16 protein-coding genes, 3 tRNA genes and 3 rRNA genes are annotated in these 24,399 nt (G+C 61.2%); 13 read left to right on the top strand and 9 right to left on the bottom strand.

From position 1 onward, the window contains the following. Positions 1 to 489: 489 nt before the first annotated feature. The 8 genes from HQR01_RS02835 to HQR01_RS02800 all read left to right on the top strand — a co-directional run bounded on the left by HQR01_RS02835 (position 490) and on the right by HQR01_RS02800 (position 8,049). Positions 490 to 1,974 (top strand): 16S ribosomal RNA (locus HQR01_RS02835). 180 nt (positions 1,975 to 2,154) lie between these two features. Next, positions 2,155 to 2,231 (top strand) — tRNA-Ile (locus HQR01_RS02830). Between the two features lie 15 nt (positions 2,232 to 2,246). Further along, a tRNA-Ala gene (locus tag HQR01_RS02825) sits at positions 2,247 to 2,322 on the top strand. A gap of 265 nt (positions 2,323 to 2,587) precedes the next feature. After that, positions 2,588 to 5,377: ribosomal RNA gene (locus HQR01_RS02820) — 23S ribosomal RNA — on the top strand. A gap of 108 nt (positions 5,378 to 5,485) precedes the next feature. Beyond that, a 5S ribosomal RNA gene (gene rrf / locus HQR01_RS02815) occupies positions 5,486 to 5,600 on the top strand. Together the 16S, 23S and 5S rRNA genes with 3 tRNA genes alongside form the textbook arrangement of a ribosomal RNA operon. A 119-nt stretch (positions 5,601 to 5,719) precedes the next feature. Further along, positions 5,720 to 5,796, top strand: a tRNA-Met gene (locus HQR01_RS02810). Positions 5,797 to 5,905: 109 nt separating this feature from the next. Further along, entirely contained in the window at positions 5,906 to 6,397 is a 492-nt protein-coding gene (gene moaC / locus HQR01_RS02805) for a cyclic pyranopterin monophosphate synthase MoaC (protein ID WP_173212371.1), read from the top strand. Then, complete coding sequence (locus HQR01_RS02800) at positions 6,394 to 8,049, top strand: acyl-CoA dehydrogenase family protein (protein WP_173212369.1); 1,656 nt, start codon at positions 6,394 to 6,396, stop codon at positions 8,047 to 8,049. The genes moaC and HQR01_RS02800 overlap by 4 nt, the downstream gene beginning before the upstream one ends. Here the strand turns inward: HQR01_RS02800 and HQR01_RS02795 are convergent. Next, positions 8,046 to 8,678: a TetR/AcrR family transcriptional regulator gene (locus HQR01_RS02795; RefSeq protein WP_173212367.1), complete on the bottom strand. Its 633-nt coding sequence runs from the start codon at positions 8,676 to 8,678 to the stop codon at positions 8,046 to 8,048. The genes HQR01_RS02800 and HQR01_RS02795 overlap by 4 nt on opposite strands. A 73-nt stretch (positions 8,679 to 8,751) precedes the next feature. On the opposite strand from HQR01_RS02795, the gene HQR01_RS02790 reads away from it, so the two are divergent. The 4 genes from HQR01_RS02790 to HQR01_RS02775 are packed head-to-tail and all read left to right on the top strand — an operon-like array spanning position 8,752 to position 13,035. Continuing rightward, entirely contained in the window at positions 8,752 to 9,888 is a 1,137-nt protein-coding gene (locus tag HQR01_RS02790) for an ABC transporter permease (protein ID WP_173212364.1), read from the top strand. Next, entirely contained in the window at positions 9,888 to 10,631 is a 744-nt protein-coding gene (locus HQR01_RS02785) for an ABC transporter ATP-binding protein (RefSeq protein WP_199800352.1), read from the top strand. The genes HQR01_RS02790 and HQR01_RS02785 overlap by 1 nt, the downstream gene beginning before the upstream one ends. Positions 10,632 to 10,633: 2 nt before the next feature. Beyond that, positions 10,634 to 11,617 (top strand): efflux RND transporter periplasmic adaptor subunit, encoded by a 984-nt coding sequence (locus HQR01_RS02780; RefSeq protein ID WP_173212362.1) that lies wholly within the window; start codon positions 10,634 to 10,636, stop codon positions 11,615 to 11,617. After that, positions 11,614 to 13,035, top strand: coding sequence for an efflux transporter outer membrane subunit (locus HQR01_RS02775; protein WP_234030228.1), 1,422 nt, complete (start codon positions 11,614 to 11,616; stop codon positions 13,033 to 13,035). The genes HQR01_RS02780 and HQR01_RS02775 overlap by 4 nt, the downstream gene beginning before the upstream one ends. A gap of 92 nt (positions 13,036 to 13,127) precedes the next feature. Here the strand turns inward: HQR01_RS02775 and HQR01_RS02770 are convergent, their stop codons facing one another. Continuing rightward, complete coding sequence (locus HQR01_RS02770; protein WP_173212360.1) at positions 13,128 to 14,351, bottom strand: FAD-dependent monooxygenase; 1,224 nt, start codon at positions 14,349 to 14,351, stop codon at positions 13,128 to 13,130. Positions 14,352 to 14,419: 68 nt separating this feature from the next. Between HQR01_RS02770 and HQR01_RS02765 the strand changes: the two genes are divergently transcribed. Then, on the top strand, positions 14,420 to 16,492 hold the full coding sequence (locus HQR01_RS02765; RefSeq protein WP_173212358.1) for a protein-disulfide reductase DsbD family protein: 2,073 nt from the start codon (positions 14,420 to 14,422) through the stop codon (positions 16,490 to 16,492). Here HQR01_RS02765 and HQR01_RS02760 read toward each other — a convergent pair. The 7 genes from HQR01_RS02760 to HQR01_RS02730 form a co-directional block, all read right to left on the bottom strand. Then, on the bottom strand, positions 16,449 to 17,021 hold the full coding sequence (locus HQR01_RS02760; RefSeq protein WP_173212356.1) for a hypothetical protein: 573 nt from the start codon (positions 17,019 to 17,021) through the stop codon (positions 16,449 to 16,451). The two genes, HQR01_RS02765 and HQR01_RS02760, sit on opposite strands and share 44 nt — an antisense overlap. Positions 17,022 to 17,075: 54 nt before the next feature. Then, entirely contained in the window at positions 17,076 to 18,575 is a 1,500-nt protein-coding gene (locus HQR01_RS02755; protein WP_173212354.1) for a S10 family peptidase, read from the bottom strand. Between the two features lie 43 nt (positions 18,576 to 18,618). Next, positions 18,619 to 19,407, bottom strand: a complete 789-nt coding sequence (locus tag HQR01_RS02750; RefSeq protein ID WP_173212352.1) for a class I SAM-dependent methyltransferase — start codon at positions 19,405 to 19,407, stop codon at positions 18,619 to 18,621. Positions 19,408 to 19,519: 112 nt separating this feature from the next. Then, positions 19,520 to 21,043: a methyl-accepting chemotaxis protein gene (locus HQR01_RS02745; protein WP_173212350.1), complete on the bottom strand. Its 1,524-nt coding sequence runs from the start codon at positions 21,041 to 21,043 to the stop codon at positions 19,520 to 19,522. A 17-nt stretch (positions 21,044 to 21,060) separates the two neighbouring features. Then, positions 21,061 to 21,300, bottom strand: a complete 240-nt coding sequence (locus HQR01_RS02740; protein WP_173212348.1) for a hypothetical protein — start codon at positions 21,298 to 21,300, stop codon at positions 21,061 to 21,063. 193 nt (positions 21,301 to 21,493) lie between these two features. Then, positions 21,494 to 23,680 (bottom strand): excinuclease ABC subunit UvrB, encoded by a 2,187-nt coding sequence (uvrB, locus tag HQR01_RS02735; protein WP_173212346.1) that lies wholly within the window; start codon positions 23,678 to 23,680, stop codon positions 21,494 to 21,496. 57 nt (positions 23,681 to 23,737) lie between these two features. Further along, complete coding sequence (locus HQR01_RS02730) at positions 23,738 to 24,238, bottom strand: hypothetical protein (RefSeq protein ID WP_173212344.1); 501 nt, start codon at positions 24,236 to 24,238, stop codon at positions 23,738 to 23,740. Positions 24,239 to 24,399 lie beyond the last annotated feature (161 nt).

The following is a 24,399-nucleotide window of genomic DNA, read 5'->3' as shown; positions in this document are numbered from 1 at the left end:
AAACCGACCTTCGCCGTCAAAAAACGCCCCAAACCCGCAGAATTCCTAGGGTTCGAAAAAAAGACGCAACAAAATTGCAAAAGTCGGTTGACCGAATCCAACACCAAGCCTAGATGGCCCTCACCGACGCGGCGCTGGCGGCTTCCACCGCCCACTGCTTCGGTCGCCAACAGAAACGGATAGCCGGCTCCCCCGGTGTAAATCGGGGAACCAAAAGCTGTCCGCTATAACTGTCCAGGCGGCTCTTTGACATTGTTGGTTTTTGATGAAGGGACATGTGGGCGACGGCGCCCGGTCCGGGGACCTCAAGGCTCCGGTAACCGGTTACTCTAAGCCGATCGCCACATCCGATCGCGGGCTCCACGCTCGCCCGGATGGTAAGCATGTTCATTCGTATCCATTACGTTTGACAGTGCAGGTATCGGCTCCTTGAAGCTCATGCCAGTCAGGTCGGCGGGGTTTTCCCCGTGCCTGCTTGGTGTGTGACACAAACTTGAGAGTTTGATCCTGGCTCAGAACGAACGCTGGCGGCATGCCTAACACATGCAAGTCGAACGAAGGCTTCGGCCTTAGTGGCGCACGGGTGCGTAACGCGTGGGAACCTGCCCTTAGGTTCGGAATAACAGTTAGAAATGACTGCTAATACCGGATAATGTCGAAAGACCAAAGATTTATCGCCTTTGGATGGGCCCGCGTAGGATTAGCTAGTTGGTGGGGTAATGGCCTACCAAGGCGACGATCCTTAGCTGGTCTGAGAGGATGATCAGCCACACTGGGACTGAGACACGGCCCAGACTCCTACGGGAGGCAGCAGTGGGGAATATTGGACAATGGGCGAAAGCCTGATCCAGCAATGCCGCGTGAGTGATGAAGGCCTTAGGGTTGTAAAGCTCTTTTACCAGGGATGATAATGACAGTACCTGGAGAATAAGCTCCGGCTAACTCCGTGCCAGCAGCCGCGGTAATACGGAGGGAGCTAGCGTTGTTCGGAATTACTGGGCGTAAAGCGCACGTAGGCGGCTTTTTAAGTCAGGGGTGAAATCCCGGGGCTCAACCCCGGAACTGCCTTTGAAACTGGAAAGCTAGAATCCTGGAGAGGTGAGTGGAATTCCGAGTGTAGAGGTGAAATTCGTAGATATTCGGAAGAACACCAGTGGCGAAGGCGACTCACTGGACAGGTATTGACGCTGAGGTGCGAAAGCGTGGGGAGCAAACAGGATTAGATACCCTGGTAGTCCACGCCGTAAACGATGATAACTAGCTGTCCGGGCTCATGGAGCTTGGGTGGCGCAGCTAACGCATTAAGTTATCCGCCTGGGGAGTACGGTCGCAAGATTAAAACTCAAAGGAATTGACGGGGGCCTGCACAAGCGGTGGAGCATGTGGTTTAATTCGAAGCAACGCGCAGAACCTTACCAGCCTTTGACATCCTAGGACGACTTCTGGAGACAGATTTCTTCCCTTCGGGGACCTAGTGACAGGTGCTGCATGGCTGTCGTCAGCTCGTGTCGTGAGATGTTGGGTTAAGTCCCGCAACGAGCGCAACCCTCGTCCTTAGTTGCCATCATTTAGTTGGGCACTTTAAGGAAACTGCCGGTGATAAGCCGGAGGAAGGTGGGGATGACGTCAAGTCCTCATGGCCCTTACAGGCTGGGCTACACACGTGCTACAATGGCATCTACAGTGGGCAGCTATCCCGCGAGGGTGAGCTAATCTCCAAAAGATGTCTCAGTTCGGATTGTTCTCTGCAACTCGAGAGCATGAAGGCGGAATCGCTAGTAATCGCGGATCAGCATGCCGCGGTGAATACGTTCCCAGGCCTTGTACACACCGCCCGTCACACCATGGGAGTTGGATCAACCCGAAGGAGGTGCGCTAACCGCAAGGAGGCAGCCTACCACGGTGGGTTCAGCGACTGGGGTGAAGTCGTAACAAGGTAGCCGTAGGGGAACCTGCGGCTGGATCACCTCCTTTCTAAGGATTGTCTCGAAAGCGCCTGGCCTTGTGCCGGGAAGAGCTTCGCGACTTCCAAAGAACATTGCCGTCGTCCTCATGTCCTTTCATCAATCGGATTCAGCAGCAGGTTTGCGCCTGCTGCTGTTTGCCTGAGCTGGCTTTGCCGCCCGCGGCCATTGTGGCCAGCGTGGCTGGCATGGGCCTGTAGCTCAGTTGGTTAGAGCGCACCCCTGATAAGGGTGAGGTCAGAGGTTCAAATCCTCTCAGGCCCACCATTTTTGCCAGGTTAAGGGGCCTTAGCTCAGCTGGGAGAGCGGTTGCTTTGCAAGCATCAGGTCATCGGTTCGATCCCGATAGGCTCCACCAGGCATTCAGTTAATCCGATAGATGAAACGAAAGCGGATCTCGCTTCTAGCGAGTAGGCGACTTGGTCGCCGTCTTTGACATTGTGAATGGGTTTTTAAATCGATGCCGTGGCGCATGGATTGTATCGTAAGGCTTCGTGCCGAGCGGTCGATCGATGCATCACAAACAAGATCAATCAAATTGATTTATCTGGCTGAGATATTCCTCCGCATCGTCGTGAGACTTCGGACTTTTATGCAGGTCTGTCGTTGATGGTGTGGATTCTCAAGCGTGAGGTAAGAGCATTTGGTGGATGCCTTGGCATGTGCAGGCGATGAAGGACGTGGCACGCTGCGATAAGCGTCGGGGAGTTGTGAGCAAACTTTGATCCGGCGATTTCCGAATGGGGAAACCCACCCTCACCATTTCCTTTCGATCTAGCTTCAGCTGGCTCGGAAAGAGGTGGATAGGGTATCACCAGACTGAATATATAGGTTTGGTGAAGCGAACCCGGGGAACTGAAACATCTCAGTACCCGGAGGAAAAGACATCAACAGAGATTCCCGTAGTAGTGGCGAGCGAACCGGGACCAGGCCAATGCTTCTTCGTTAATTAGCGGAACACTTTGGAAAGAGTGGCCATAGCGGGTGATAGCCCCGTACGCGAAAGTGATCGAAGAAGATTCGAGTAGGGCGGGACACGTGAAATCCTGTCTGAACATGGGGGGACCACCCTCCAAGCCTAAATACTCGCACATGACCGATAGCGAACACAGTACCGTGAGGGAAAGGTGAAAAGCACCCCGATTAGGGGAGTGAAACAGTACCTGAAACCGGATGCTTACAAGCAGTTGGAGCCCCATAGGGGGTGACAGCGTACCTCTTGCATAATGGGTCAGTGACTTAATCTAACATGCAAGCTTAAGCCGTTAGGTGTAGGCGCAGCGAAAGCGAGTCTGAATAGGGCGACTGAGTATGTTGGATTAGACCCGAACCCCGGCGATCTAGGCATGGCCAGGTTGAAGGTGCGGTAACACGCACTGGAGGACCGAACCGGTGAATGTTGAAAAATTCTCGGATGAGCTGTGTTTAGGGGTGAAAGGCCAATCAAGCCGGGAAATAGCTGGTTCTCCGCGAAATCTATTGAGGTAGAGCGTCGGACGTATGCCGATGGGGGTAGAGCACTGGATGGGCTAGGGCTGCGCGAGCGGTACCAAACCTAACCAAACTCCGAATACCATCGAGTCTTATCCGGCAGACAGACGGCGGGTGCTAAGGTCCGTCGTCAAAAGGGAAACAGCCCTAACCTACAGCTAAGGTCCCCAAGTCATATCTAAGTGGGAAAGCATGTGGGAATCCCAAAACAACCAGGAGGTTGGCTTAGAAGCAGCCATCCTTTAAAGAAAGCGTAACAGCTCACTGGTCTAAATAAGGGTTCCTGCGGCGAAGATGTAACGGGGCTAAAGATATGCACCGAAGCTTAGGGTTGCAGTTTACTGCAGCGGTAGCGGAGCGTTCCGTAAGCGAGTGAAGCGGGAGGGTAACCGACCGTGGACGTATCGGAAGTGCGAATGCTGACATGAGTAGCGACAAACAGGGTGAGATACCCTGTCGCCGAAAGACCAAGGGTTCCTACGCAATGCTAATCAGCGTAGGGTGAGCCGGCCCCTAAGACGAGCCCGAAGGGGGTAGTCGATGGGAACCACGTTAATATTCGTGGGCCTGGAGATGTGTGACGGATCGCGTAAATTGTTCGTGCTTATTGGATTGTGCGGGCAGTGAAGCGGTTCCAGGAAATAGCCTCTCCGTATAGACCGTACCCGAAACCGACACAGGTGGTCAGGTAGAGTATACCAAGGCGCTTGAGAGAAGTATCCTGAAGGAACTCGGCAAATTGCCTCCGTACCTTCGGAAGAAGGAGGCCCCATTATTGCGCAAGCAGTAGTGGGGGGCACAGGCCAGGGGGTAGCGACTGTTTAGCAAAAACACAGCACTCTGCTAAGTCGGCTTCAAGACGACGTATAGGGTGTGACGCCTGCCCGGTGCTCGAAGGTTAAGAGGAGGAGTGCAAGCTCCGAATTGAAGCCCGAGTAAACGGCGGCCGTAACTATAACGGTCCTAAGGTAGCGAAATTCCTTGTCGGGTAAGTTCCGACCTGCACGAATGGCGTAACGACTTCCCCACTGTCTCCAGGATATGCTCAGCGAAATTGAATTCTCCGTGAAGATGCGGAGTACCCGCGGTTAGACGGAAAGACCCCGTGCACCTTTACTGCAGCTTCAGAGTGGCATTAGGAAAGAGTTGTGTAGCATAGGTGGGAGGCTTTGAAGAATCGGCGCCAGCTGATTTGGAGCCATAGGTGAAATACCACCCTGCTGTTTTCTGATGTCTAACCTCGCACCGTTAGCCGGTGTAGGGACCCTCTGTGGCGGGTAGTTTGACTGGGGCGGTCGCCTCCTAAAGAGTAACGGAGGCGCGCGATGGTAGGCTCAGGACGGTTGGAAACCGTCTGCGAGAGTGCAATGGCATAAGCCTGCCTGACTGCGAGACTGACGAGTCGAGCAGAGACGAAAGTCGGTCATAGTGATCCGGTGGTCCCTCGTGGAAGGGCCATCGCTCAACGGATAAAAGGTACGCCGGGGATAACAGGCTGATGATTCCCAAGAGCTCATATCGACGGAATCGTTTGGCACCTCGATGTCGGCTCATCACATCCTGGGGCTGGAGCAGGTCCCAAGGGTTTGGCTGTTCGCCAATTAAAGTGGTACGTGAGCTGGGTTCAGAACGTCGCGAGACAGTTTGGTCCCTATCTGCCGTGGGCGTCGATTGTTGAAAGGAGTTGCCCCTAGTACGAGAGGACCGGGGTGAACGTACCTCTGGTGTACCTGTCATCCTGCCAAGGGTGCCGCAGGGTAGCTATGTACGGACGGGATAACCGCTGAAAGCATCTAAGCGGGAAGCCTCCCTTAAGATAAGCAATCTTCGAACCGTCATAGACCATGACGTTGATAGGCCGGGTGTGGAAGCGCAGTAATGTGTGGAGCTAACCGGTCCTAATAGTTCTTTTCGCGCTTGTAGGATTCATACCATCAACGACAGCCCTGTGCTGTCCGCGATTTGGAGGAAACTTCAGCCGGATACGCCCGAAAGGGGCATCGATTTAAACCCGTCCGCCTGCTTTATTGCTTGGTGGCTATAGCGTCTGTGACCCACCCGATCCCATCTCGAACTCGGCCGTGAAACCGGACAGCGCCGATGGTACTAGTGCCTAAGCACTGGAAGAGTAGGTCGTCGCCAGGCATTACAGCAGACGGACGCGGTAAAAGCCCATTCACGATTTCAAAAGCCGCTGCCGGTGTGAACCGAGCGGCGGCTTTGTCGTCTCCGGGCCATGGGCCCGCTGATGAATCGAACGGTGCCGCGGGGTGGAGCAGCCCGGTAGCTCGTCAGGCTCATAACCTGAAGGTCGTTGGTTCAAATCCAACCCCCGCAACCATCGTTTTCGGACAATAGGCCCGCCGCTCTTCACTGAGCAGCGGGCTTTTGTCGTTTTGGGGCCCTCCTCAGGGCTTGGCGCGGGCAACGAAGCGCGGCACAGAGGCGGGATGAGCAAGCTCACACACCTCGACGGCGAAGGCCGCGCCCGCATGGTCGATGTATCGCACAAGCCGGAGACGAAACGGCGGGCCGTGGCGAGCGGACGGCTCACTTGTGCGGCTGCCACACTGGACGCGGTCCTTGAAGGTCGCGCGCCCAAAGGGGCGGTCATTTCGACGGCGGAGCTCGCCGGCGTGATGGGTGCGAAGCGGACGTCCGATCTTATTCCGCTATGCCATCCTTTGCCCCTGGCGAAGGTGGCGGTGACGATCACCCCCGATGCGGGCTTGCCAGGATTCCAGGTGTCGGCGGAAGCTATCACTACGGGGCCAACCGGAGTCGAAATGGAAGCACTGACGGCGGTCTCTACCGCCTGCCTGACACTCTTCGACATGCTCAAGGCGATCGATCGCGGCATGACGATCGAGGCCATCCAGGTTGACGAAAAGACCGGCGGCGCGTCGGGCGACTGGACCCGCAGGGACCCTGCAGCTTCATGAGTGAAAACGAGAAATTTCTCCTGGCCGCCGGGGCTGCCTGTTCCGCGGTGCGCGACTTTCTGGCTCAATATCGGGAAGCCGTTAGTGAACTGATCACAGATGCGGGTCGCGCAGATACGAAGCTCCTGGAACGAGAGCAGCGCAAGGTCCACGCACTGGCCTGGGCTTCAACGACACTGGCGGCACTCGAGGCGACACTCGACTGGGCCCGGCGGGCCGTGGAGGCAGGGCGCTTTGGGGAGATCGATGCCTTGCTGCTGCAAGTGGGCTTCGGGGAATATCTCGGTCAGCTCGTTGGCGGGCTTTCGATGAGCCAAAGCGAAGTGGTCAGGCCGCATGAGTTGGGCCTGGCACAGCAAGCGGCCGCCCTGGCCTCGGTACCGTCGGTTGATGCCTTCCTGACGAAGGGCAACACAGCTGGAAACCGTGCCCGCGCGATGGCGTTGGCGGCGGATGGCGCGCGGCCCGATGAGGCGCTGGATGACGATACGCTCGATCTGGTCCGCAGCCAGTTTCGGGCGTTTGCGGCTGAGCGGATCGCACCGCATGCACATCGTTGGCACCTTGGGGATGAGCTCATCCCGCTCGAAGTCGTCCAAGAAATGGCGCAGCTTGGGGTCTTCGGGATATGCATCGGTGAGGATTTCGGCGGTCTTGGCCTAGGCAAGCTGGCCATGTGTCTCGTCTCCGAGGAACTTTCGCGCGGATGGATCTGTGCCGGCTCGCTCGGCACGCGTTCCGAGATCGCCGGAGAGTTGATCGGCGCTAACGGTACTCCTGAACAGAAGGCCCGCTGGCTGCCCAAGATTGCGGATGGCTCCATCCTGCCCACCGCCGTGTTCACTGAGCCTGACACGGGTTCCGACCTCGCGTCGGTCCGCACCCGTGCCCGTCGCAACGCAGGTGGCTACTGGGAGGTTCACGGGGCCAAGACTTGGATCACCCATGCCGCGCGGGCGGACCTGATGACCATGATGGTTCGTACCGACCCCGGCACACCCGGCTATGGCGGGCTGTCGATGTTGATCGCTGAAAAGACGCGCGGCACCGATGTCGACCCATTCCCTGATCCCGGCCTTTCGGGCGGCGAGATCGAAGTGCTCGGCTATCGCGGGATGAAGGAATATACGCTCAGCTTCGATGGCTTCCGCGTTTCGGGTGAAGGCTTGCTCGGCGGTGAAGAAGGGCAGGGCTTCAAGCAGCTGATGCGCACGTTTGAGGGAGCCCGCATACAGACTGCGGCACGTGCCATCGGTGTTGGCTGGAACGCCTTCGACCTTGGGCTGCGCTATGCGCTCGAACGCAAGCAGTTTGCCAAGCCCTTGCTCGCCTTCCCGCGGGTTTCGGACAAGCTGGCGCTGATGCTGGCCGAGCTCGTGATGGCGCGCGAACTCACCTATTCGGCGGCGCGCCACAAGGACAAGGGCGAGCGCTGCGATATCGAGGCCGGCATGGCCAAGCTGCTCGCCGCACGCGTCGCCTGGAGCAATGCAGATAATGCGGTGCAGATCCATGGCGGCAACGGCTACGCGCTCGAGTATGAAGTGAGCCGCGTGCTTTGCGACGCGCGCATCCTCAATATCTTTGAGGGCGCCGCGGAAATCCAGGCGCAGGTGATCGCGCGCGGCCTGTTACAGGAACAGCGCGGCTAGCTTTCGCCCGCGGTGGCGTAGGCTCGGCAGAATACCTCGACCGCGGCGGCTATCCGTGTGCGGTCCTGCTCTGGATCGGTCGGTTGGCCGTACCTTCGATCAAGGTCGCCCATGCCCTTGCACATGCTGGCGAACTGTTCGGCGGCCAGGGCCGGGTCCTCGACCTGAAGCTCTCCGGCATCGTGCATGGCGGTGATGAAAGCAGTGAAGGCACCTTTCATGCGGTGCGGGCCGGCAGTGAGGAAGGCCAGGCCGATTTCTGGATCGTGCTCGGTCTCTGCGGCAATACGCCGATCGAACTGGATCATTTCCTCGCGCGACAGGAAGGCGACCATCGCTTCCCCGATCGTAGTGAGCCGCTCGCGCAGGCTGCCTTTGGCGATATGCGCAATGGTGAAATGCTGGCGCATGATGCCGCATTGCTCCTCCACCGCGGCCGCAAACAGCGCGCGCTTGTCGCCAAAGTGATTGTAAACCGTAACCTTCGAAACCCCCGCATCTGCCGCGATCTGCTCGATCGAGGTGGCTGCGAACCCCCGTTCGAAAAAGGCATCACGCGCGGCGGCGACAATCGCCTCGCGCTTGGCCGAGTCTGTCGGCCGACCCAGTTTTTTAACCTCGCTTGACAAAGTGAACGGTCCCGTTCAGTTGAACGCCTGCGTTCAATAATGAACGAATCACGCGAGGAAGGCAAGCGAACCCATGTTATGGATCGCCATCCGGATGCTGACGGGCGATGCCCAGAAGTTCTACGGGCTGGTGTTCGGCATTGCCTTCTCGACCCTGTTGATCACCCAGCAGCTGACCATCTTCGTCAATCTGGTCGAGCGTGGGGCCAGCGGCACCTACAATGTCGCCAATGCCGATGTCTGGGTGATGGACAAGGTCAGCCGCACCACCGACGTCAACTATCCGATGCCTTCAACCGCGCTCGATAAGGTTCGCAGTGTGTCGGGCGTCGAATGGGCCGTGCCGCACCTGCGCGCGGCCGCTTCAGTCCGCTCGGGCGACGGGGATCTTGAAGGCGTGGCCATCATCGGTGTCGACGATGCCACGCTGATCGGCCTGCCCAAGCGCATGGCGCAAGGAAGCATCGATGTGCTCTCGCAACCCGATAGCGTGATTATCGATGATACCGGCGTTGTCCGTCTGTTCGAGGATGGACGCAGCCCGATTGGCGAACGCCTCGAGCTTAATGATCAGCGGGCAGTGATCCGCGGTATCGCGGATTCAATACCCACCTTCACCAGCCAGGTTACCCTCTACACCAAGTACAGCCAGGCGCTCCGATATGTTCCGGGCACTCGCAATCGCTTGAGCTTCGTGCTGGTGGGCGCGCAGGACGACATCAGCCCCAAAGCCTTGGCCATGCGGATCGAGGAACAGACCGGGCTGGGTGCTCGTACGCGCGAGGAGTTCGCGCAGGACGGCATCAACTTCATCATCGAGAACACTGGCATCCCGTTCAACTTCGGTATCACGGTGGTGCTTGGCTTTATCGTCGGCGTGGCCATCGTCGGGCTGACCTTCAGCCTGTTTATCCGGGACAATATCAGGCAGTTCGGAGCCCTGAAGGCGATCGGTGTGACCAACGCCAAGATCCGCCGCATGGTTGTGACCCAGGCCGCGCTGGTCGGGCTGATCGGCTATGGGCTGGGCGTACTCGGTACGGTGCTGTTCATCGGCGCCTTCCTCGATAATCCCTTCTTCAAGGGTTTCTACGTTCCCTGGCAGATCCCGCTGATCAGCTTGTTTGCAGAGATCATCATCCTCGGCGTGACGGGCTGGCTGGCGCTGCGCAACGTGCTCAAGACCGAGCCGGCTTCGGTGTTCCGCTGATGCATACGATCATGGACACAAGCGCCATCGGCGGCTGCAGTCCCGAAGCGGCGATCTGCACGCGCGGCGTGACGCGCGACTTCAAGGCAGGGCAACAGGTTCTGACCGTGCTGCACGGTATCGATCTGGACATCCGATCGGGTGAGCTGACCTATCTCGTCGGCGAGAGTGGTTCGGGCAAGACCACGCTGATCTCGATCATGTGCGGGATCCTGTGGCCGACACTCGGCGAGGTGAAAGTCTATGGCACGGACATCTACTCTCTGGATGACACCGCGCTGGTCGAGTTCCGCCTGCAGAACATCGGTTTCATCTTCCAGCAGTACAACCTCATCCCTTCGATCGACGCGGCGAGCAATGCCGCAGTGCCGCTGATCGCACAGGGCATGGATCGCCATGAAGCGCGCGAACGGGCGGTTGCCATGCTCGCCAAGCTCAACATCGCCGATCAGGCGGACAAGTTGCCCAGCCAACTCTCGGGCGGACAACAGCAGCGCGTGGCAATCGCCCGTGCGCTGGTGCACGAACCACGCCTGGTGGTCTGCGACGAGCCGACCGCAGCGCTGGACGCAGCCTCGGGGCGCCGGGTGATGGACCTGTTGCGCGACGTTGCGGTGGCCCCTGATCGTGCCTGCATCATCGTGACCCACGACAACCGCATCTTCGACTTCGCCGACCGGATCCTCGTGCTCGAGGACGGCCGCGTAACGCACGACGGCAAGCATATGCCCGAAGGACACTAAACATGGCGCTCGACTGGAAAAACCTCAGCTTCCCGCGGCAGATCCTGCCGGTCATTGCCGTGTTCGGGCTGCTGGCCGCGGCCTATATCATCACGACTGGACTGCCGGATCGCCAGCTTGCAGAACCCGAGCGTGCGCCGCCACGGGCCCCTGCTGCGCTGGTCGCGGCCGCGCGGGTCGCGGGTTCAGGCGTGGTCGAACCATCCAGCGAAGTCATCCAGATCGGCTCTGCTCTCTCAGGTCTCGTGACCAGACTGAAGGTCCAACCAGGCGATCGAGTGAATGAGGGACAGGTTCTCTTCACCGTCGATGATCGAGCGGTTCGCGCGCAGCTACGCGAAGCGCAGGCCGCTATCGCGGAGGCTCGCGCTTCAATTGCCGAGGCGCAGACCGCACGGGCCACCGCTTCACGGCAGCTCGAGCTGTATCGCAATGTCGATGACCCGGCAGCCGTAAGTCGTGCCGAGGTAATCCGCGCCGAAGGCGAGGCCAGTGCCGCGAACGAGCGCCTGCAATTGGCGCAGGCCCGGCTGCAGGCGGCAGAGGCCCGGGCGGGATCGGCCCAAACCGAGATCGGCCGACTGACTGTGCGTGCCCCGATCGCCGGCGAGATCCTTGCGGTGAACATCCGCAAGGGCGAGTATGTCAGCACAATGGGGGGCGGCGGATCGCAGCCTTTCATCGAGATGGGCCAGACCCAGCCGCTCCATGTTCGCATCGATATCGACGAGGAGCAGGCTCCGCGGCTTGCCATCGGTGCCGCCGCAACGGTGAGCCCGCGCGGCGCTGCCGAACGCCAGGTTCAGGCGAAATTCGTCAGGGCGGAACCGCTGGTGGTGCCGAAGCGCTCGCTCACCAATAGCGCTGCCGAGCGCGTCGACGTACGCGTGCTGCAAGTCATTTATGAGCTGCCCGAAACCGATGGGTTGTTTCGCGTGGGCCAGCAGGTTGACGCCTACATTGCGGCCAGGGACACGCAGAAGTGACGCTGCGCGGCCTCCTGTTCGCGACAAGCGCGCTGGCGCTGGCGGCCTGCGTTGCCGGCCCTCCACCGGAGGTCGCCACTCAGGCTCCGGCGCTGCCTGATGCTTTCGTCTACGCACCGGATGCGTCCGACGCGGTTGGGCTTGTGGCGCTGTTGCCTGTGGGGGATGCCGGTTTCGATGTACTCGCGCAGCAGGCGCTCGCATCTTCTCCGACATTGGCTGAGGCGGCCGCCCGGATCGAACAAGCGCGCGCCGGGGCCGATCGCGCCGGGGCTGAAAGACTGCCCACAATCGGTGCCAATGCGTCGGTCACAGGTACGCGGACGAGCCCGAGCCAGTTCTCCTCAACTCTCCCTCCAGGGATATCCTTCGACACCGAACGGGTATCCTATGCGGCAAATCTCACGGCTCGCTGGGATCTCGATGTATTCGGTCGATTGAAGGCACAACAACGCGCGGCACTCGCCAGGGTCGACGCCGCCGATGCTTCTGCACGCGGGGTGCGGATTGCCCTGCTTTCCGAGATTGCGGCCAGTGTGATCGACTGGCGCACTTTGGAGGCGCGAGAGGCGGAAATTCGCAACGATCTCGCTGCGGCAGAAGACCTTGCGCGACTTGCAGGCGTACGCGAGCGGGCGGGGATTGCTCCCGGCTTTGACCGCGTCCGGGCAGAGAGCTCGGCCGCGACTTCACGCAGCCGCCTGTCTGCGCTCTCAAGCGAACGGGCACGGCTGGTCGGACGATTGGTCACGCTGACAGCGCAAACTGCCGCGCAGGTCCAGGCCGTATTGGCCAAGGAAACGGGAACGCTTGACCTGCCCGCTGCGCCCGCGACCCTCCCGTCTACCCTTCTTGTCAACCGGCCAGATGTGCTTGCCGCTGCCGCCACACTGGCGGCCGCCGACGCGGAACTGGCGGCGACCGCGCGTAAACGGTTCCCGGTGTTCGATCTCTCCGGCGCCCTCGGCCTGCTTGCTTTCGGGATCGGCGACCTGTTCGACAGCCAGTCGGTTGTCGGTTCGCTCGCGGGATCGATTGCAGCGCCGTTGCTCGACTTCGGCCGGATTCAGGCCGAGATCGACGGCGCGGCGGCCGGGAAAAGCGCGGCGTTCGAGAGCTACCGCGGTGCGGTCTACACAGCGCTTGGCGATGCGGAAGCGGGCTATGGCCTCGTTGCCGCTGCCGATAGCGAGGCACTTGCAGCAGCAGAGGAGGCCAGCAGCCTCCAGCGTGCGGCGCGCCTGGCGAATACCCGCTATGAGGCGGGTCTGGCGGATTTCCTCACCGTACTCGAAGCCCGCCGCGCCGCCGACGCCAGCGGCGAACGGGCGGCGGCAGCCTTGGGCCGCGCCCGCCGCGCGCGCGTACTGCTATGGCAGGCGCTCGGCGGGAGCGAGCTAAACCCTTCCGGCGAGTGACGGGACATATCACGGCGACAGGAACGCAACTGCCATTGCGTCACTGCGCCGGATCAACCCAGGATCAATCTGGGCATTTAGTGATCTCCGGATCAGGCCTTCAGTAATTCGGGCAGTTTGCCCGATACGCCGCGGGCTTCGTCCATGAAGAAGCGCTTGAGCCAGCCCGAGCGCTGGACGCCCGACATGCCTAGCCGTCGCACCGCGCTGGCTGCCTTGCCGGGCACGCCGAACAGGCGCGTCAGGCCATCCGTCGCCCCCATCACCATGAGGGAATCGAGCGCGCGCCATTCCTCGTATTTCTTGAGGACCTGTGCATCGCCTAGGTCGAGCCCGAGCCTCAGTGCCTCGTCCAGCACCTCGACCAGCGCGCCGACATCGCGCAACCCGAGGTTGAGACCCTGGCCCGCAATCGGGTGCATGCCATGCGCGCTGTCGCCGACGAGGGCGAGGCGCTCGCCGACTATCCTTGCCGTATGCTGGAAGCTCAGCGGGAAGGAGGAACGCGTGCTGTTGAGCTTCAGTTCGCCCAGCAGGTCGCCCATGCGCTTGTGAACCTCGGCCAGGAAGGCGCGGTCGGACAGTTTGACCACGCCGGCCGCATCCTTCTCGTCGACCGTCCAGACAAGTGCGCTGCGATGCTGGCCTTCCGGCCCATCGAGCATGGGCAGCAGGGCAAAGGGACCGTCTGGATAGAAGATCTCCCAGGCGACGTTTTCATGCGGCTTCGAATGGTCGAGCCCGACGATCATCGCCCGGTGGCTATAATCCCAGCTTGCCAGCTTGAGCCCAGCCTCTTCGCGCGAAGGTGAGCCACGCCCTTCGGCCCCGACCATCAGCGCCGCCTTGAGCACCGACCCGTCGGCCAGCGTTGCAGAAACCCCGAAGGCGTCGCGATGCCGCTCCACCACCGTAACCGGCGCGTGCCAGCTGATCAGCGGCTCCTTGGCGGCTGCTTCGTGCAGCGCGAGACGTAACTGGCGATTGGCGAACATCCGGCCGAGCGTGCCTTCATGCGGCTCGGGGCGGAAATCGAGCCGGCCAGGCTTCATCTGGTCGAGCACCGCGATCGCGGCGATATCGCAACCGTGCGGTTCGAGTGCCGCCTCGAGACCGACGTTGCAGAATAGTCTCCAGCTGGCCGTGGATATGGCCGAGGCGCGGCCATCGAAGCCCTCTGCCGTCAGCTCTGCAGGGTCGGCGCGGTCGACGACGTGGCACGACAGGCCCTTCTTCGCTGCCGCCAGGGCGAGGGTCATGCCAACCAGTCCGCCGCCCAGGATCAGCAGGTCCCGTGTCTCGTTTGCCTCTGTCACCCTTGTCCGCCTCGTTGCGAATAGCTCGACATGGCCCTAGAGGCGCGAGTGTGAACGAGGCAAGGACAATGAACGGGTTGCGCGCGATACTGACAGCGGTGGTGCTGGCATTGGCGGCGCTGTTGCCGATCCCGGCGGTGGCGCAATCGCAGCCGGGCGGGCCGAACGATATCGCGATCGAACTGGTCGCCGACGGCGCACCGCAACCGGGCAAGGAATGGGTGCTAGCGCTCCACTTCACGCCGCGCTCGCCAGAATGGCATGGCTACTGGTCGAACCCGGGTGACGCCGGATTGGGGATGGAACTCGATTGGCAACTGCCCGAGGGATGGCGGGCGGGCGAACCGCTGTACCCCTTACCCAAGCGACTGATCATCGGCGAGCTGATGAATCATGTCTACGAAGGGTCCTATGCCGTGCTGGTGCCCATCGCGGTCCCTTCAGGGGGGGCGACGGGCAACACGGCTCCAATTCGCCTCACCGCAAGCTACCTCGCATGCACCGACACGATCTGCGTCCCACAAGTTGCCAAGATCACCTTCGATCCGGCGCACGCGCGCAAGGATCCCCGGTTCAATAGCTGGCGTGCGGCAATCGTCCCGCCGCTTGGCAGCGAGGCTGGTTTCGAGTTTGCGGGCGATCGCCTGCGAATTGGCATTCCGCTTCCCGCTGCGAGCGATCTGTCTGGCGAACCGCACGTGTTTCTCGCCCAGGGAGACATGGGGAACTATCGCCGGCCCATTTACACGGCAGCCCAGACCTTCATCCGTGAGGCTGACATGTTGGTTGCGGAAATCTCGCTGCAGCGCATTCCCGGCCCATCCGATCCGGGAGTCGATCCAGTCCCTGGCCAGATCGAGGGAATTCTGGACTTCGGCAACGGGCGTGGGGTGAAGTTCGCGGCCGGCCCGGCCGATGTGCCGCTCGAAGGGGTCAAGCCGATCAATGGCGGCGGCAGTCCCGCATTGTGGCAGCTGCTGCTGGCCGCACTTGTTGGCGGCCTCCTGCTCAACGTCATGCCCTGCGTCTTCCCGATACTCAGCCTCAAGGCGCTGGCACTGGCCAAGGCAGGCGGCGATGAAGACGCAGCGCGGAGCGATGCACTGGCCTATACAGCGGGTGTGGTGCTGGCTTGCGCTGCCCTCGGTGGCACGATCCTGCTGTTGCGCTCGGTGGGTGAGCAGGTGGGCTGGGCCTTCCAGCTTCAGAACCCCACAGTGGTCGTCGCCCTGTTTCTGCTGGCGCTGGCTATTACCGCCAATTTCCTTGGGGTATTCGAAGTGCCCGGCCTGGCGATATCGAGCGGAAAGCCATCACGCGGTGGCTCTTTCGCGACCGGATTGCTCGCGGCTTTCGTTGCCACTCCCTGCACCGGACCGTTCATGGCCTTGGCATTGGGCGCGGCCCTCGTCATCCCCCCGCTTGATGCAGCGCTGGTCTTCGTAGCGCTAGGCGTGGGCCTTGCCTTGCCCTTCCTGTTGGTCGGTTTCGTTCCCGCTATCCGGGCACGATTGCCGCGCCCCGGCGAGTGGATGGAACGCTTTCGCCGTTGGATGGCACTGCCGATGGGGCTTACCGCCGTAGCGCTGGCGTGGCTGATCTGGCGCATCGGTGGAGTGAACTTTCTCTTCATTGCCGCGCTGATGGGCGGCGCGACGACGCTGTGGCTGGTGCTGGCTGGCCGAATGCAACGCGCTGGCAAGGGCGGACCGGTGCTCGCTGCACTAGCCGCCGGGGTTGCGGTAGGTTTGGTATTCCTGCCGCAGCCGAAATCTCCTGAACTGGCCGCCGAGAGCCTGCTCGATCCCGTGCCATTCAGCGATGACGCCCTGGCCGAGGCGCGTGCCTCCGGCCGTCCGGTATTCGTGTGGTTCACGGCTGACTGGTGCGTTACCTGCAAGGTCAACGAAAGCGTCGCGATCGAGCGCGAAGAGACGAAAGCGGCGTTCGAGAAGGCCGGAGTCATCGCAATCCGTGCCGACTGGACCCGACCCGACGAGGCGATCTCGAGAATCCTGACACAGCAGGGTGCGGCAGGCGTTCCGCTCTACCTATGGTACGCGCCCGGCGCTGAGGCCGAGCAGCTCCCGCAGGTGCTTACGCCGGATCTTCTCGTGGAGAAGGCGCGGAGTTCTCGCTAGCTGCAGGCGCGGCCTGCGCGCGACACTGTTCGATCAGGTCTCCGGGCAGTTGGCTGGGATTGAGGACCACGGTGCCTGCGCCGGGCACGGTCGCTTCGACTTCCCGGGTGCCGGTCAAGACGTCGAGCGCAGGATCAACCGCGTCAATCGCAGCTTGCCAGATCCAAATCCCATCGGTCTCTACCGCATCGATCTTGAGACGTGAAACGTGGCTGTTGCCGATCAGCGCAAGTACTGCCTTCGCATGGGGGTCTGCGGGAGCAAATCGAGTGTAGGCGATGCTGGAAGCCTTGGCCTCGTGAATGCATTCGATCGCCATCAAGGGTCGTTCGCCGGGCTTGCCGTAGAGTAGCCTGTCCGGGCGTGCCCCGGGTGCCCAAATCGCTCCCGTCGTATCTGGCGAATCCAGTGGCTCCGAGGGGCCTTCGGTACGGGGGACGATGCGCGACCGTTCGACGTACTCGTCCGACGCAGGTGGCTTGCATGCGGCCAACAATACGAAGGGTACGAGGGCGAGTACGCGGATCATGGGTGCGCTATGACACAGGCGCGATGGCTTGCAAGGCGCCGCTCGAAAATGTCCTCAACGGTTGCGGATGAAGTCCCGGATATCGCGTGAAAGCTTGGTCCGGTCCTCGTCGCGAACATACATCATGTGTCCTGCGTCGTAATAGTGGAACTGGATGCGGTCTTGCGGGATGCCCGTCCGGCTGAGCGCATATTCCGCGGCAAAGAAGGGCGTTGCGAAATCGTACCAGCCCTGCCCGACATAGATGCGCAAACCCGAATTCTCTCGTAGCGCGCGGCCAAGGTAAGGCGCGACATTGAGGTAGGCATTGGTGTCGCGTCCGCCCTTGAGGCGCCAGTCCCAGTCATTGACCCCGCCGATGGTAATATACTGCCGATCGGTCTTGTAGCCGACCGTGTCGCGCATGAAGGCGTTGACCGCCGCGGTATAGCCGCCATCGATGCCGTAGAAGCTCGGGTCATTGTCGGGATGTTCACCGGCATTGTCGTAGTCCTTGCCCATATAGCGGCTGTCGAGCCGCCCGACGGTCAAACCACGATCTCGCAGCAGTTCTTTGTAGAATCGACCAGACGTTACGCGCAGGTCGGCATTCTCCAGGAAGACTTCCGAGAGTCCGGTGAAACGGGCCAGCTCATGCCGCACCGCCAGGCGCTCCTCCGCGCTCGCTTTCTGGCCCTTGAGGAGAAAGGCGGCATAGGGACCGATCGCGAATTGGCGGGCTTCCTCGACGAACTGTTCGACCGAATGTGCCTGGGCCTTGCCGTGGTACAGCGCGGTCGCAGCGAACGACGGTAGCGTGGTGATATAGCCCAGCTCCGCCCCTTCGGTTTCCGCCCCGGCGGCGAAGTCGAGCACCGTCGAGATGAGGATGACGCCATTGAGCGAGACATCGTTGTAGCCGCCTTCGAACTCGTTCACGACTGCTGCGCTGCGTGTAGTGCCATAGCTCTCGCCGCCGAGAAACTTGGGGCTGTTCCAGCGACCGTTCTCATTGAGCCACTGGCGGATCACCTGCGCGACCGATTTGGCATCCTGTGAGACGCCCCAGTAGTCCTTGGGGTCGGTATCGCCGATCACATGGCTCCAACCGGTCCCGACCGGATCGATGAATACGAGGTCGGTGACGTCGAGTAGCGAATCCGGGTTGTCGAGGATCGGATAGGGCGGGGCGCCATCATCGCGTGCATCAGATGGTATCGCGACCCGCTTGGGTCCGAAGGCACCCATCTGCAACCAGACAGAGGCTGATCCGGGGCCACCGTTGAACAGGAACGTGACCGGCCGGCTGGGATCGCGCGGTTCCGCGACATAGGCAGTCGTCACGATTGCCGCCTTGGGGGTGCCCTTGTCGTCCTTGAGGACCTGCTCCGCGACCGTCGCGGTATAGTTCACTGTGCGCCCGCCAAAGGTGCCGGTGAATCGCTTCGTGGCGCTGTTGGGCTGGTAGTCCGCAGCGGCTGCGGGTTTGTCACCCGTGGTCTTCTCTTCGGCATGGGCGGGAACGGCGAGAAGCGCCGCTCCGGCGACGAGCGTGGCGAGGATACGAGCGTTCATGCGCTCTCCTATGGCAAGGACTGCAAGGGAGGCAATGCCGCGCTCAGCGCGGCTTGCGGAACTTCATCAGGAAGCGGTCGGTCTTGCCGCGGATCGATGCGTCGAACACGCCCTTGGTGTGGTCGTCGTCCGGATTGGCCAGCAGGTCGCTTTCGGCCTCGAGCACGAAGCCTGCACGCTCGAAGTCGGCTCGCACGACGGCGGGATCAATGCGGTGCAGCTTGTCGACCAGCGCACGGGTGTCGTTGCCTTCGCCGACGTGGTCGATCACGCCGACAATTCCGCCCGGCTTCATGGCGACATAGAGCGCCCGCACATAGGCGTCGGGGTCGGTCAAGGGGATCTTGTAGCGCTCCGATTCCCAATAGAGATCATGGTAGTTGAGGTTCATGATCGCGAAGTCGAAGCTATCGGCCGCGTAAGCGAAGGCTTCGAACGGATAGCGCTCCAGGGCGATCCCCGGTGCCCGCTGCGCCATGGCGCTCCAAGCCTCGCCGTCCTTCTCGCTATTGTAGAACTGTTCGGGCTGGAGCGCGGTAACCGAACCTCCGGGCGCGACGGCATGGGCCATGATCTCGGTCCAATAGCCTTCGCCCGGGATGAGGTCGGCGGCGGCCATGCCTTGCTCAAGTCCAAGAAAGGCCAGGACCTCCGCCGGCTTGCGCCCTTCGTCGAGCTTGCGAGCTTCCTCGGGCCGGTCGGACGTGGCAACTGAATTGGCGATTGCCGTGATCGTTGCCTCGTTGGCGGCCGGCTCGGTGGCATGGGCCGAAACTGACACCATCGCGGCGATCGCGATGGTGGCGGTCAGTGTCAGGTAGGCGTTGCGCATGGTGAGTCTCCCCTGTCGGCGCGGAGACTGGCGTCCTGCGAGGCTGGTGCAATCGCCGTTGGACGAACGGCTTGGGCGTTCGACCAACGGCGAGACTCCATCTGCGCTGAACCTAGGCAGCGCGCAATTCGGTGAGAACCTGCTCCATGGCTTCACGCAGCTCCTGCGCCCGCTTGCCAACGCTGGCAGACACGATGTTGGTCTGTTCGATCACATCGCGAACTTGCGCGATTGCGCTGTCCAGCGCCACCACTTCATCAGCCGCGTCGCGAACTGTCGTGTCGACCTTGCTGGTTGCGCGAACCATGCCATCGGTTTCGGCGATCTGGTGGTCGATCACCGCATCGATGGAATCGGCGGAACGGCTCGTGGCAAGCGAAGCACTGGTTGCGTCGCGGATCCCCGAAGCGATTGTCTGGGACGCGCCGCGGACCAGTTCGAGCATATCGGAGATCTCGGAAGCGGCCTTGGATGTCTGGTCGGCAAGTGACTTCATTTCGATGGCAACGACGCCAAAGCCCTTGCTGCCTTCGTGGCTTGCTTCGATCGTGGCATTGAGTGCCAGCATGCGGCTCTGTGCCGAGATGTCGGCAATCAGTCCGATGATCCGACTCGCCGAATCCATCGTCGATGCAAGTTCTTCGACCTTGGGTACGAGTTGTGCCGAGGTGTCGGCGCTCTGTTGCGCTGTCTCGCGCGCGTCGCGAACCTCGGTGCCCACCCGCCCGATGCTTTCTGCCAGCGCCTGTACGTCCTGGGCCAGGCCGCGCATGTCGTGCTGCACATATTTGTGATGCTCGGCCAGTCGACCCGACTTGCTGACAGCCTCTTCGAAAGCGGAGGCAAGCATGTCGCGGCTGCTTTCCAATTGACTTGTCATGGCACCCAGATCGGTGACGATCGCGCCGACCCGCTGGTCCAGGCTCGCGGCAAGCTGCTGGCGTCTCTCGCTGTCGCTGGCATGCCGCTCCCGTTCCTCGTTGAGGGCCCGCTGCTCTTCCATCCGCAGGGCCTCGCTGGCGCGCAAATTCTCGGAAATCTCCACTTCGCGCGCCTTGGTCAGGATTACCCCGGTCAATTGGCTAACGATCCACATCAGTACGCCGCTTTGGAGAAGGATGAGGCCGACGTGCAGGGCAACGCGCGGCAGATCGCCGTTCCCGGAGAAGACCCATGCCGGTGCGATGTAGGTGAAGATCGTATGGTGAACCGTGATCAAAAGTGAGGCACCGATGATCGAGCGGGAGTCGCACAGTAGCACCAGCGCGGCGAGCGCAGGGAAGAAGTACATGTGCAGGTCCATCTGCCAGACGTGGCCCTGCAACAGGAAAATGAAGATCGCCGGATAGGCGACCGCGCTCAATCCAATGACGAGCCGGGTGGAGGAATCGTAGCTCTTCATCCCGAAGACCAGCAGCGTTGGCATCGCGGCGACGATTACCGAAAGTACAATGGCGGTTGTCAGGTTTGGAGAGGACATTGCCCAGCCGGCAAGTGCCACGACCAGGATGTTGACCCAGAAGATGCGGGTGATCAGGCGCGATCCATTGCGGCGAATGGCTTCGAGACCGTCGCCATCCGTTATCTCTCCATTGATATCGATGTCTTCTGCGTGAAAGTCATGGCTCAGCTTCATATGCGTCCCTTTGTGGATCAGCGCGGTTCCGCGTCTTCCCCGCAACCGACAGGCGCACGCAGGACAAGGATGCCCTGATTCAGCAGCGGCATCAGGACAGATGCCCGGTTGGCTACAACCAGCAGTGTCTGCGAACCGTATGGCTGGCCGGACGTCAGTGCCCCGGCTGTGCGCGCTCGATTGATGAAGTCGGTTTGAGAGAGCGGCTGGAGAGAAACCAGCAGCATTGGCCCGCGTTCGGGCGGTGAGAACACCATCCCGGTTAGTGCGATTATTATGACTGCAGCTTGCAAGACGACTGCGAATTTCTTCATGACGATCGTCAGCTGCCTGCTCTGTCGTTACTGTCCGCCCTCTAGTGAAATGGAGATTAACAGAGCGTAAATGGGCGCATGTAATCCTTTATAAAAAAAAGGTTTTTTTTGTAACCTTTTCGCCGTTGCATGAATCTTATCGGCCGAACTTCCGCTGCACTTTGCCATAACGCAACTTGCGGGTCCCCGGCTTGCCTTCGTTCGAGCGGCCAACGCGAGGGGCGGTCTTCTCGGCTTCGCCGAGGCCGAGCTCGTCGTTCTCCAGACGGCGGATCTCGTCGCGCAACCGTCCGGCTTCCTCGAACTCGAGATCGGCGGCGGCGGCACGCATGCGCTTTTCAAGATCCTCGATATAGGCGCGCAGATTGTGGCCGACGAGGTTGTTGCGCTCTTCGTCACCGGTGTCGATGGTCACGCTGTCCTTCGACGCGGTGTGGGCCACGATATCCGCGATCTGGCGCTTGATCGTCTGCGGCGTGATGCCGTGCGCCTCGTTGAATTCGCGCTGCTTTTCGCGGCGACGATCGGTTTCCGCCATGGCGCGTTCCATGCTGCCCGTGATCCGGTCGGCGTAGAGGATCACGCGCCCGTCGACATTGCGCGCCGCGCGGCCGATGGTCTGGATCAACGAGGTCTCCGAACGGAGGAAACCTTCCTTGTCGGCGTCGAGGATGCAGACCAGCCCGCATTCGGGGATGTCGAGGCCCTCGCGCAACAGGTTGATGCCGACCAGCACGTCATAGACGCCAAGACGGAGGTCGCGGATCAGTTCGATGCGTTCGAGCGTCTCGACGTCGGAATGCATGTAGCGCACCCGAACGCCCGCTTCGTGCATGAATTCGGTGAGGTCCTCCGCCATGCGCTTGGTCAGCGTGGTGACCAGCGTGCGATAGCCCTTGGCGGCGGTCTTCTTGCATTCCTCGATGCAATCCTGGACCTGGTCCTCGACCGGCTTGATCTCGACCGGCGGATCGATCAGGCCGGTGGGGCGGATGACCTGTTCGGCGAAGACGCCGCCGGTTTGCTCCATCTCCCACGGGCCGGGCGTAGCCGAAACCGCGATGGTCTGCGGGCGCATCGCATCCCACTCGTTGAAGCGCAGCGGGCGGTTGTCGATGCAACTGGGCAGGCGGAAGCCATACTCGGCCAGCGTCAGCTTGCGACGATGGTCACCGCGCGCCATTCCGCCGACCTGCGGCACGGTCTGGTGGCTTTCATCGACGAATAGCAGCGCATTGTCTGGCAGGTATTCGAACAGTGTTGGCGGCGGTTCGCCGGGCAGGCGACCGGTCAGGAAGCGACTATAGTTCTCGATCCCTGCGCAGGAGCCGGTGGCGGCAATCATCTCTAGGTCGAAATTGGTGCGCTGTTCGAGCCGCTGCGCTTCGAGCAGGCGGCCTTCCGCGTGCAGTTCCTTGAGCCGCTCCTGCAGCTCGAGTTTGATCGCCTCCATCGCCTGTTTCATCGTCGGGCCCGGCGTGACGTAGTGCGAATTCGCGTAAACTCGTACCTTTTCGAGGCTCGTCCCCTTCTTGCCGGTGAGCGGATCGAACTCGCTGATTTCCTCGATCTCGTCGCCGAAGAATGACACCCGCCAGGCCATGTCCTCGTAGTGCGACGGGAAAATCTCGAGACTGTCGCCGCGCACTCGGAAGTTGCCGCGCGCAAAGGCTGCGTCATTGCGCTTGTACTGCAAGGCGACGAGCTTGCGGATGATCTCGCGCTGGTCGACCGTGTCGCCCTGTTTCAGGTCGAAGATCATCGCCGAATAGGTTTCGACCGAGCCGATACCGTAGAGGCAGGAGACCGAAGCGACGATGATGACGTCGTCGCGTTCGAGCAGCGCGCGGGTGGCCGAATGGCGCATCCGGTCGATTGCTTCGTTCACCGAGCTTTCTTTCTCGATATAGGTATCCGACCGGGGCACATAGGCTTCCGGCTGGTAGTAGTCGTAATAGCTGACGAAGTATTCGACCGCGTTCTCCGGGAAGAAGCTCTTGAACTCGCCATAGAGCTGCGCGGCGAGGATCTTGTTGGGTGCGAGAATCAGCGCCGGCCGCTGCATCTCTTCAATCACCTTGGCCATGGTGAAGGTCTTGCCCGAACCGGTGACGCCCAGCAGCACCTGCGTCTGTTCGCCTTCCCTTGCAGCCGCGACGAGTTCGGTGATGGCAGTCGGCTGGTCGCCCGAGGGCGTATACTCGCTGACCAGTTTGAACGGCCGCCCACCCATCGATTTGTCGGGGCGCGCGGGCTTGTGCGGGACAAAGGCGCCGGAGGTATCGGGTTCCTCCAGTCCGCGACGGATAACGAGTTCGGCCATGCGCAGGTTTATGGGAGTTTTTGTTTTGTTCCGCAATGGTGGATGGGGCTCGCGGCTCTATTCTGCTTTAGGTCCGCGCCACAGGGCCGGTGCCAGCAGGATGAACCCCAGTGCCAGCACCATGCTGGTCGCGCGGAAGACCAACGGTTCGCCGCTTGCGCCCGCTCCGAGCGCCAGCAAGGCCGCGCCAATCCAGGCAATCGCAGGGCGCCGGTATTCGGCAACTCGCTGCAGCGACAGGGCGGCTGCGCCAAGTGCCAGGACGAACACCGCAGAGCCGACGCGATAGAAATCTATGCCGAAGGCAGTCTTGTCCGGTCCGACGATACTCGCCACGCCGACGATTGCGAGCAGCAGCAGCCCCAGGCCCGTCCAGCCTAGCTGACCTGCAGCCAGTCCAACCAACGCCACAAGGGCGATCAGGAAAGCAATGTCGATCGTCGCATAAAGCCCCTCGAGCCTGGCGTTGTCGGGAACATGGGTGATGAACTGGGCGACGACTTCCAAGACGCCGGCAATTAGCGCGGCGACAGCGCCGAAACGGGCAAGACGGTCCATTCTATTCTCCATCCAGCGCGAGGTCATGGGTCCGAATCGCGCGGTTTTCGACGCGTTGTGCAATCTCAAGTGCGGTTGAGGTCAAGCGACTTCCACGAAGAGCCCTCTTTTGTCGCCTTGCGGTTCACCTCCGCGCTGCTAGCCTCGCGCCTTTCGATCCA

The organism is Erythrobacter mangrovi (assembly GCF_013260645.1).
Taxonomy (GTDB): domain Bacteria; phylum Pseudomonadota; class Alphaproteobacteria; order Sphingomonadales; family Sphingomonadaceae; genus Qipengyuania; species Qipengyuania mangrovi.
The sequence above is the reverse complement of the archived record's forward strand: the minus strand, read 5'-3'. Positions and strand labels throughout refer to the sequence as shown.